This window comes from Lysinibacillus sp. fls2-241-R2A-57, from assembly GCF_030209535.1.
Classification (GTDB): domain Bacteria; phylum Bacillota; class Bacilli; order Bacillales_A; family Planococcaceae; genus Lysinibacillus.
In genome coordinates this window covers 1-9886 of record NZ_JARVRU010000064.1, presented here as the reverse complement: position 1 = coordinate 9886, position 9886 = coordinate 1, and the positions used below count along the sequence as shown (strand labels likewise).

Genomic DNA, 9886 nt, shown 5'->3' with positions numbered 1-9886 from the left:
TGTGGAGAGCTTTGTAACGCTTCTCTTAAGTATATAAGAACCCCGCTGCTTTAGCAGTGGGAGTAGTCAGCAACTCAATCTGATTATCTTAGGAATCAATTTCAAGATTTAATTAAAATATTTAATTTAAACCATCAACAACTCTCTAAAATGTTTGATATATCCATAATTGAAATAGAAAATTTAATGAAGGGTTCAATTAACATTACAGACCAAAAATTTAAAGAGATTGAAAATAAATTAGTAATGTTTAATTTTGGTTTTGATGGTTTCGATGCTAAAGAAAGAGTAAGGGTAATATTGAATAGTTTGTTAACGGAATACGAGTTAACGACAGAAAGCTTATCCCAAATTATTAAAGTAGATGAAAAAGAGCTAATAGATTTTAAGAAAGAACGATTATTGGAGAATAGTATAGAAATAAAGGTATGTGTGAATATCATAATGCTTAATTTTATTTTACATAAATAAATTTCAGAACCAGTTTTTATATGGCTCATCACCAAAAGTTGTGGAGGGCAGTGTGTGGGGAAAAGAATACAGAATATGATTTTATATCTTTAGATAATGATAAAAAAACCACTTCATGAGGATCTTAAATGTGAAGTACAGCATGTATTTGAATACTGTAAGTTAGAAGCGTTAACATCGATATAAAAAATTCCTGTAGACAAAGTTGCATTCGACTTTGTCTACAGGATCTATAATGATGATTAATCGTTTAGCATTGCTTTTAAAGTTCGTTTTTGCCAGCCTAGCTTGAAGTATGCGTATTGTAATACAAAATGCACACAGAAGGCAGTAGGATACGCTAACCACACGCCTTTTAGCTCGAATGTAGTGTAGTGCGATAAAATAAACGCCAATGGCACCTCGACTACCCAAATTGCGATGACTAGGAAAATTGTAGGCCATAAGACAACACCTGTAGCGCGCATTGTAGCTGAAACGGTTTGTGTATGGCCAAAAATTAAATAGCTCCAAAACGCGATATATAAATAATCCTTGGCGATAAGTACCGTATCATTTTTATCAATAAAGAAAGATAAAATAGGCTCTGCAAATAAATACATAATTAAAATAATAGCGCCGCCTAAAATATAGTTAACACGTACACTTAATTGACGAATTTTTTTAATCATATCTGTAGAGTTAGCCCCTAAAGCCTGAGCAACAAATACAGATGTCGCGATAGAAATACTCATCGCTGGAACCTGTGCGTAGCTAGCCACCTGATTGACAACACCGTAAGCGGCAGTAGCATCAGAGCCATAGATGTTAACGAAGCCAATTACAGCAATTTCCGCTACAGAGATCGCGACCATACTAATGCTCGCTGGAATAGCTAGCTTTAATAATGAAGCTAAAATATCCTTCTTTAATTTGAAATGCTGCAAAATCGATTTGTCCAAGCGCAAAATATGCTTTGTTTTATGCAGGTAGGCAAATAATAATAGCATCGTCACCAAATTGGATAAAACAGAGGCATAGGCAGCGCCATTTAAGCCAAACTCAGGCAGACCAAACCAGCCAAAAACTAATGGTGGTAGGAATAGGATATTTAAAATAACACTTGCGACTAAAAATAAGAATGGTGTTTTAGAGTCACCGACACCACGCATAAAGGTTGTGTACACCATATACCAAAACATAATCGGTAGTGTGAAAAATAAAATTTGCGCATAGCGAATACTCATATCTAAAATATTTGCGGGTGTGTGCATGAAGCGTAAAATCCATTCAATAAAAAAGCCACCAAAAAGCGCAACGACAATAGAAATAATCGTCGTGAAGGCTAGGGTTACCCCTACAACTTCCTTCATCTTCTCATGATTACCAGCCCCATAGGTTTGCCCAACTAAAATCGAACTACCTGAGCCAATCCCAATAGCAAATGCCATTAAAAAGAAGAAGAACGGAAAAAATGCTGAAATTGCTGCTAGCGCATCGACACCTAAGTTGTGGCCAACTATAAACATGGCAAAGACCTGCCCTAGTGATTGCAGCACATTCGCTAGCATAACAGGGATCAAAAAGGTAAAAAAAGCTTTTTGTAGCTTTTTATCATCATGTAAAATTTGTTCGTTCATTATGATGTCCTCATGAGTTTTAATAACCCATTTCCTTTAAAATACGAGATAGCGTGCGTAGGCGTTCGCCCATTAGTTCACCATTATCACTTAATGCTTGATTAAAGAGCTGAATATCCTCTTTAATTTGTTCATTTTCTGTGCATACTTCCACTGTCATTGCATCGCCCTGTAAACCAACACGTTTAATAATAGGGTTTTCTTCATCATATAAATTTTCGTATTGATAAGCTTCCTTAAAATAAAGCTGAGACTCACATACTAAAATAGCGAGATCAAGCACGCGATGAAGCGGTAGTTCCTCCGATTGACGTGACCATTTACCACCTGTGTGTCGCCACACCTTAGCGGAAATATCAACCTTGCCTCTGTCATTCCATTGAGCTAAGCCAAGTGAAAGCCCCTGTGCATCTGTATGATAAGCAGTTCGCCCATCAATATTGGCGTAGTTTTCAGCTACAATAACAGGTTTATGCTTTAAATGTGTAGGTATTCTCATTAATTTCAACTCCTGTTAATTTAAATTTAGTAATTTAGTAAATTACTACTTTACTAAATTTAGCATTAGAAAAATTCTAAGTCAACATTTATGTGGAAAATTTTTCATTGTACGAGGCGATGAGGAATCGAAGGTCTCCATTGAGGGATAGAGAAGATTTTATCCGTTCAGTCTTCCTATCTTTTGATAGACAGCAGTGGAATACAGGTAGTGTTGGTTTTGTGAAAATATGGTAAAATTGAAGAATGAATAATTATGGGGGGAATTTATTTGGAAAAAGTAAATTTTTTTGATAGTGAATTATTTAATGAAAAGGCTGAGAAAACCTTTGTATTGCACAAGAACAAAATAAAAGAGCTTATGCCAGAAGTTGATATCCAACATGTTGGTAGTACAGCAATTCCTAATAGTATTACTAAGGGAGACTTAGACATACAGGTTCGTGTTGATCCTCAACAATTTTCTAAAGCTGTTGAATTACTCTCGAATTTATACGAAGTGAATGAGGGAAGTATAAAAACTGATACGTTTAGGGCGTTTAAAGATGACAACACCAACCCTCCATTAGGAATACAATTAACTGTAATTGATTCTGAATATGATTTTTTTTGGAAATTTAGAGAAGTTTTAATGGCAAATAAAAGTTATCGTGATGAATATGATAACTTAAAAAAAGAATACGAAGGCAAAGCAATGGATGTATATAGGGAAGCGAAAGATAAATTTTTCGAAGTATTGATGGAAACTCCGGAGTTTAAAAAATACGAATAAAACATAAAAAGAACAAGCCATGATATTGTTTCTTTCACTAGGCATTTCGTTAACTTTTAGATAATATGATGGACATTCCTATATGTATGTCTTTTCTCGAAGTCATGATAGTGATTTTAAGGAAGGGGTATATCTTATGCAATTTGATATCTCAGCAACAGTTACTATTAATTGAAGTTATTTGGCTCTTCACCAAAACGTGTGGTTGATTTCCGTTCCGACTTGGCGCTTTGAGCTGACGCTTTGCTTTCGCTACAGAAAACATTTGTTGTTGCTGTCGCTACGCTTTCGCACAGATAAAACAATTGCTGACGCTTCGCTTTCGCACAGAGCAAAGCTTCCAGGGGGCGTCCGATGAGCCGCTTCACTCGCGATGCTCGCTCCAGGGTCTCATCTGTGACGCTAATCCCCTAGGAGTCGCCCAGTCTCCACTCCAATCAACCAATATACAGTGCATATATTTTTAAAAATGTCATCCACAACTAATGGTGATGAGCCAGTTATTTACTATAAAGTGCAAATAAAGAAAAGGGGTAATTTCGGGTAACGCCCAAACCTGCTCGGGTAAGCCGAAAAAGTGATCGGGTAACACCCAAACCTGCTCGGGTAAGCCGAAAAAGTGATCGGGTAACGCCCAAACCTGCTCGGGTAAGCCGAAAAAGTGATCAGGTAACGCCCAAACCTGCTCGGGTAAGCCGAAAAAGTGATCGGGTAACGCCCAAACCTGCTCGGGTAAGCCGAAAAAGTGATCGGGTAACGCCCAAACCTGCTCGGGTAAGCCGAAAAAGTGATCGAGTAACGCCCAAACCTGCTCGGGTAAGCCGAAAAAGTGATCAGGTAACGCCTCAAACCGCTCGGATATGGAGAAAAAAGTGATTAGGTAGCCCCCAAAACCGCTCGGGTATGAAGAAAGGTGATCGTTTATGAAGTCTAAAAAGCGTTTAGGTTTATATTTCTCAGCTTTGCTGATAGTTTTACTTGTTGGAATTGTTTTGAAAAATGTATTTATAAAAGTAGCAACAATTAATTCGATGGTAGAAACTGAAGATGGATCAAAACAGCTTGTTTTTGATACGAAGTTAACACGATTAGATGAAACATCAACAACATTCGAAGAGTACAAGGGGAAAATTTTAATTGTAAACTTTTGGGCCTCTTGGTGTGAACCTTGTCAAGATGAGGCTCCTGATTTAAGAGATTTTTACAACAATAAACCTGAAAATGTTGAGCTGTTAGCAATCAATGCTACTTCACATGATAGTCGTGAAAATGCAATAAAGTTCCAAGAGTCATACAATTTGAGTTTCCCTATATTTCTTGATTTAAATAATACACTTCAAAAATCATTTGAAGTATTGGCTTTACCAACAACATTTATATTTGATTCTGAAGGTAAATTAAAGTACACAATAAAAGGACAGATTAATCAACAAGAATTAAATGAATATATTGCGAAACTTTCTTCCTAAACAGTGAAAGTTAATGATTCGTTAGAGAGTATATTGCAAAAAATCGGAAAAACCTAATTAGATATCTAACATTTAATCTTAAGTCAAAATTGATATAATGGAATGTAGAAGGAAAAGAAACCATCATATCATTTAATGAATGAGATAGTGTTGAATTTTGAAAAAATATGGTAATATCAAAAGAAAAAAATTATGTAAATGTAGAGAAAACCTTTGTAGAAAAACGCTATGAGGAATGGGTTATTGAGCAGTTAAGTATCCCTTACGATACTACGAATGCTATTAAACAAAGCGAAAGACAAAATAGGTCTGATTGGGCCAGAGCTTTAAAATGTGGAAGAGTTTAAGGTGGTCACTTTTGGTTGCTATCCATTTTTTTGTGTGTATTTTAACAATACAAAAAAGAGGCTTTCCTTGAAAACTAGGAAAGCCTCTTGATATATTACTATAGTTCTTCTTGGAAATAGATTTTATAAAACTTGCGATTTGTTGCTTCATCATAGCCTACTTCAATTAGTTCCTCTACTTGTTCAATATCCTGTACGTTTACCTGAATTTCAATATTGGAATCGAGTTTAATTTTACGTTTATATTTTTTTTCGGCCTTTTCAAGTGCACTTTCGGAAATAACTGTTTCATAAGGTTTTACCGAATTTATAATAATATCTTTTTGTGTTGGCTCTGCATTTTCAAATACCGTTTCTATATAGTTACTTACTTGAAATTCGTCTTCACTTCTAAAATAATCAAGCGTTTTGTTCAAGAGCCCCAGTTTCTCTGTATTCGTAAAGCTCTCTTCTTTTAAAATATATTTTTTACATTCTGTTAACGCTAAATTCGTTTTATAATAATGTTCATCCGCTGCTTTAATCTTTAAAAATCGTTCTTGCCAATAAACAATATCTTCTTTTCTTTTCGTTTTCATAAAGACAGCAGGTGCTTCATCTGTCCCCATATCTATGATGATGGCCATATTATTGATTTTCTTTACATTAATTCCGTCAATGCCATTGACCACCATTTTGTTTTGGTCGCTTTTTACATCTAAAAACATTTCTTTTTCATCAATTTTAACAATGGCGATTATTTTTTTAACTTCTGTAGACAGAAAACAGTTGTCAAATAATCCAATAAACAATTCGCCGCCTTTAATGTTAGGATGTTGAGATACACTATGTAAGTGTGTTGCGATGTTTTTTGATTGTTCAAGGAAATTATGCTCCTCATCAAAAATAGTCCTCACATATGTGTATACCTCATTTAATCCAATATCTGTTTCATGAAAAAATTCATATTGCTGCTCTAAATCAATTTTGCTAAACGCTAGCTGTGTAAAAGCTGCCTCAAGCATGACCTCTGGCTGCGAAAATGACTCCTCACCTAACACGAGTGTATCGTCAATAAAATGTATAATATACTGCGCTAATTTGCTTTCACTTACTTCTAGCATATTTTTCACCTTCTAAAATTTCATTGTAGATACTATACCATATCACATCCGTTACAACATTTCATAATTTTTTTAGTCCAAAAGATTAGTAATCTAACGTAATTAATTTTTGAAGCTTGTTATTTATTCTAAAAATATTGAATTTTGAGTTCGAATATTTTAGAATGGCGATAACGTAAATTAAGGAGGGATTTTCATGAATTACCTTTATTCACCACAGCCTACTGAAAAAATTTCTTTACAAGTTGAAGCATCACCTGTATGGGAAGTCATTCTTGGAATAGCTGGATACACACATATCCAACTTCGACATACGTTTGAATTCGATGAAGAATGGACAAATGCCCGAGAATCAATGCCAATATCATTGGTAGACTCGTTAAAATTAATTGAGGAAACTAATTTTTGGTATGGTTTGATTATGCTACAGAACGAGATTGCATCTTTAACCATTCAAAATTTTTCAAACCAGCTTTACGATATTGCAATTGAAAGCTTCTATGAAATACTATTACCTTATAAAAATCGTGAAACAGAACTTATGAGAAGGGAAACTGCCGCTAGTTACAATAATCCGGATCTATTTGAAGAGTATGCAGTTCATTTCGACGATCATGACTATTTAGGGGAATACATACGAAATCTCTGTCACTACTCGCATCAAGAGGTATGTGAATTATTTTCGAATGTATTAAATGAATGGCATAGCTGGATAAGCAAACACGAAAAATGGGACAAGTGGTTGCAAGCACTTGATTTTGAAGAAAAACAATATCAGTCATTAAATATTACAAATCCAATGGCAGAGATTGAACATATTACAGGTGGCGTAAAATATCAACTTGAGCCTTCAATTTGGACTGTCAAACTTATACCACATGTATCATATCGACCGTGGATTTTAGAAAAACGAACAAGTGATACAAAACTTTTCTTTTACCCTTTAAAAGAGGATCTTTTACAAGAGCCTGGGGTCCCTCCAAAGGATTTAGTTCGTAGCTATAAAGCATTGGGAGACGAACTGCGCTTGAAATTACTTTATCAGCTATTAAGAGGGCCTTCTTCATTGCAAGAGCTGAGTGCACAGTTCAATATAAATAAAACGACACTTCATCATCAGTTATCACTGTTAAAGGCTGCGAGATTAATTAAAGTCGATAAAGGAATTTATTCTGCAAACCCAATGGAAATAGATAAAACATTTTCACGTCTCACGCAATATCTAAGGTTTAAAGATGAAGAAGTATTCTAAGTCATTTAAAGCACTTTGGATAGGTGAAGTTGTTTCAGAACTTGGTAGTGCAGCTGGTGGGATTACTAATGGATTGTTACTTTATGAAATAACGGGATCGAAAGAATGGATGGGGATACTTTGGCTAGTTTATTTTATCCCTTCATTGATCCTACAAAGTGTCGCGGCACCGTTTTTGAATCATGTTGAGAAGGGAAAAATGATTCGAAATATACAGTTGATTCGTTCAAGTGCCTATCTTCTTCCTTTAATAGGCTTTGTCATTGATAAAAACGTGGGGACAATTATAGGGTTAATTGCCTTACAATTTATTTTAGGATTAATGCAGCCAATTTACGCTAGCCTCTCGTTCTCGCTTTTACCTGAGGTTTGTGAGAAAAACGATTTAACTGAAGCTAATGGTCTATTAGATGGAACTATTCGACTTATGAGTTTTCTTGCTCCTGGATTAACTTCTTTACTGTTATTAGTTAGCCCTATGCAATTTATTTATGTGTTTTCCTGCATTATGTTTGGTATTAGTTATATTTCACTCTGCCAAATGTCTTCATCAAGTAAACAAACAGTACCAGTTTGGACCAAGAAGCTTTGGTGGGGGGAAATGAAAGAGGGATATCGTACGTTTTTTAAATATAAATTTCTTTTACGACTAACATTCCTCTCCTCAACAGTTCAGTTTGCTGTAGGAGCAACAACCGTGTTGAGTATTCCATTTATTCGAAGCGACCTTAATGGAGAATCATGGGAGTATGGGATATTTGCTGGGGCATTTCCGATTGGATATGTAATGGGGATGCTATTACTTAAAAAGATACCTAAGACATATGCCACTATGCATTTAGGTTTAATTGGTGGGGGTCTTTCATTTGTTCTTCTCTTTTTTGTTAAATCAATTCCAGCTGCGTGGATGTGTGAGTTATTAGGAGGGATTTTATTTCCTTTATTTAACGCTCAGAGTGCAGCAATTTTTCAATCGCACGCTCCCAAGGAACGATTAGCTCAATTAAGTGCTGTTCGATTACTTTTTCTACGAGTGACAATGCCGGTAGGAATAGTATTTGCTTCGACTTCTTTTTTTGATTTAAGTACAAGACAAGCGTATGGAATTGTTGGTTTAGTAATTGTTCTCCCAGGATTATTTTATCTGTTTTTCTTAAAGACAATCAATAACATACCCGAAAGTGAATAATTGGCGGGCGATTGTTATATGAAATTTTTGTTCAGTTTGTAGTGTCTCATAAACAATATATACACTGGTTCATATTTTGATAGGTGTTAATTATTTTCCTTCTACAATAATAGCGTACTGTTTTTGTTTTAAGTAGTAGGCTAATTGGCGTAAATTGACATTGCAAATAGCAAGGGTATACTGGAATTTAACGGAAGGTATATTGAGAGAAAATCCACAATAGAAGAGGGTCTTTATATGCTATATAACATTAAACCGATAGCTGCAGTAAGCAATAGTCGAAAAATGATCGAAGACGACAACTGGGGTGGCGTTATTTCAACGATTGAATTGACAAAAGATATACATGAATCGTCTTTAAAAGGGATTGATGATTTTTCTCATTTAGAAATTATATTTTATTTTAACAAGGTTTCAGATGAGAAAATCCAATATGAAGCGAGACATCCACGAAATAATAAGGAATACCCAGAAGTCGGTATTTTTGCACAGAGAGGTAAAAATAGACCTAATAAAATAGGTGTTACGGTTGTAGAATTACTAGAATTAAAGGGTAGAACATTAATTGTTAAAGGCTTAGATGCTATTGATGGAACACCAATTATTGATATAAAGCCCGTAATGAAAGAATTTTTACCAAAAGGTGAAATAAAACAGCCATATTGGGCAACAGAGTTAATGAAGAATTATTGGGATTAGTATATACAACAAATAGCTTAATCTAGCCATTGTAGATAAGAGGAATGAACTATGGATATATGTATAACAATCTAAATCTAGAATTAAAGGATTTTGAAGGATTACAGCAATATTCTATGGCGCATTTCAAAAAGGTAAATAAATATGTTAAGCGAACAAGCTTCTACTTTATTATTATGTAGAAGTTTTTTTTATTGGATAGAGATTGGGTGCCTCTTTAGGGATTAGTTCAGATGAGAACAGGAGCTAGTGAAGCTGGAGCGGAAATAACACGCGTTACGGTAGAAATCTTAAATAACACTTATTTTACAAATTTTAGGCTCATCATCAAAAGTTGTGGATGACATTTTTTAAAATATATGCGCTGTATTTTAGTTGACCTTCGTTCCGACTGGGCGACTCCTTGGGGATTAGCGATAGAGGAACGAAGACTAAGAGCATCACATCCTGTGATAACGCCTTCGTGA

The 9886-nt window shown here is 35.0% G+C and carries 10 protein-coding genes and 1 pseudogene; 7 read left to right on the top strand and 4 right to left on the bottom strand.

Annotation, left to right across the window (positions count from 1 at the left end; genetic code table 11):
- Positions 1-90: 90 nt before the first annotated feature.
- Positions 91-471: pseudogene (locus QRN68_RS12445) on the top strand (HTH domain-containing protein); the annotation flags it as partial.
- Positions 472-713: 242 nt separating this feature from the next.
- Here the strand turns inward: QRN68_RS12445 and QRN68_RS12440 are convergent.
- Positions 714-2090 (bottom strand): MATE family efflux transporter, encoded by a 1377-nt coding sequence (locus QRN68_RS12440; protein WP_285397213.1) that lies wholly within the window; start codon positions 2088-2090, stop codon positions 714-716.
- Positions 2091-2109: 19 nt separating this feature from the next.
- The gene (locus QRN68_RS12435) at positions 2110-2589 is read right to left on the bottom strand and encodes a DUF6530 family protein (RefSeq protein WP_285397212.1); all 480 of its coding nucleotides are present in this window, start codon (positions 2587-2589) and stop codon (positions 2110-2112) included.
- Positions 2590-2859: 270 nt separating this feature from the next.
- Between QRN68_RS12435 and QRN68_RS12430 the strand changes: the two genes are divergently transcribed.
- Positions 2860-3360 carry a GrpB family protein gene (locus QRN68_RS12430; RefSeq protein WP_285397211.1) on the top strand — a complete coding sequence of 167 codons (501 nt, stop codon included), beginning with the start codon at positions 2860-2862 and terminating at the stop codon, positions 3358-3360.
- 167 nt (positions 3361-3527) lie between these two features.
- Here the strand turns inward: QRN68_RS12430 and QRN68_RS12425 are convergent, their stop codons facing one another.
- The gene (locus tag QRN68_RS12425; RefSeq protein WP_285397210.1) at positions 3528-3728 is read right to left on the bottom strand and encodes a hypothetical protein; all 201 of its coding nucleotides are present in this window, start codon (positions 3726-3728) and stop codon (positions 3528-3530) included.
- Between the two features lie 555 nt (positions 3729-4283).
- On the opposite strand from QRN68_RS12425, the gene QRN68_RS12420 reads away from it, so the two are divergent.
- Complete coding sequence (locus tag QRN68_RS12420; protein WP_285397209.1) at positions 4284-4829, top strand: TlpA family protein disulfide reductase; 546 nt, start codon at positions 4284-4286, stop codon at positions 4827-4829.
- Between the two features lie 167 nt (positions 4830-4996).
- On the top strand, positions 4997-5176 hold the full coding sequence (locus tag QRN68_RS12415; RefSeq protein ID WP_285397208.1) for a hypothetical protein: 180 nt from the start codon (positions 4997-4999) through the stop codon (positions 5174-5176).
- Positions 5177-5274: 98 nt separating this feature from the next.
- On the opposite strand, the gene QRN68_RS12410 is transcribed toward QRN68_RS12415, so the two are convergent.
- Positions 5275-6279: a nucleoid-associated protein gene (locus QRN68_RS12410; protein WP_285397207.1), complete on the bottom strand. Its 1005-nt coding sequence runs from the start codon at positions 6277-6279 to the stop codon at positions 5275-5277.
- A gap of 196 nt (positions 6280-6475) precedes the next feature.
- Between QRN68_RS12410 and QRN68_RS12405 the strand changes: the two genes are divergently transcribed.
- The 3 genes from QRN68_RS12405 to QRN68_RS12395 all read left to right on the top strand — a co-directional run bounded on the left by QRN68_RS12405 (position 6476) and on the right by QRN68_RS12395 (position 9419).
- Positions 6476-7531, top strand: a complete 1056-nt coding sequence (locus QRN68_RS12405; RefSeq protein WP_285397206.1) for a winged helix-turn-helix domain-containing protein — start codon at positions 6476-6478, stop codon at positions 7529-7531.
- Positions 7515-8720, top strand: a complete 1206-nt coding sequence (locus QRN68_RS12400; RefSeq protein ID WP_285397205.1) for an MFS transporter — start codon at positions 7515-7517, stop codon at positions 8718-8720. Before QRN68_RS12405 ends, QRN68_RS12400 begins: the two co-directional genes overlap by 17 nt.
- Before the next feature lie 237 nt (positions 8721-8957).
- Positions 8958-9419, top strand: a complete 462-nt coding sequence (locus QRN68_RS12395) for an SAM-dependent methyltransferase (RefSeq protein WP_285397204.1) — start codon at positions 8958-8960, stop codon at positions 9417-9419.
- The last annotated feature ends 467 nt before the right edge of the window (positions 9420-9886 follow it).

Coding starts and splice junctions, on each gene's coding strand:
- QRN68_RS12400 (WP_285397205.1), top strand. CDS start 7,515: ATGAAGAAGTATTCTAAGTCATTTAAAGCACTTTGGATAGGTGAAGTT.
- QRN68_RS12405 (WP_285397206.1), top strand. CDS start 6,476: ATGAATTACCTTTATTCACCACAGCCTACTGAAAAAATTTCTTTACAA.
- QRN68_RS12395 (WP_285397204.1), top strand. CDS start 8,958: ATGCTATATAACATTAAACCGATAGCTGCAGTAAGCAATAGTCGAAAA.
- QRN68_RS12410 (WP_285397207.1), bottom strand. CDS start 6,279: ATGCTAGAAGTAAGTGAAAGCAAATTAGCGCAGTATATTATACATTTT.
- QRN68_RS12415 (WP_285397208.1), top strand. CDS start 4,997: ATGGTAATATCAAAAGAAAAAAATTATGTAAATGTAGAGAAAACCTTT.
- QRN68_RS12420 (WP_285397209.1), top strand. CDS start 4,284: ATGAAGTCTAAAAAGCGTTTAGGTTTATATTTCTCAGCTTTGCTGATA.
- QRN68_RS12435 (WP_285397212.1), bottom strand. CDS start 2,589: ATGAGAATACCTACACATTTAAAGCATAAACCTGTTATTGTAGCTGAA.
- QRN68_RS12440 (WP_285397213.1), bottom strand. CDS start 2,090: ATGAACGAACAAATTTTACATGATGATAAAAAGCTACAAAAAGCTTTT.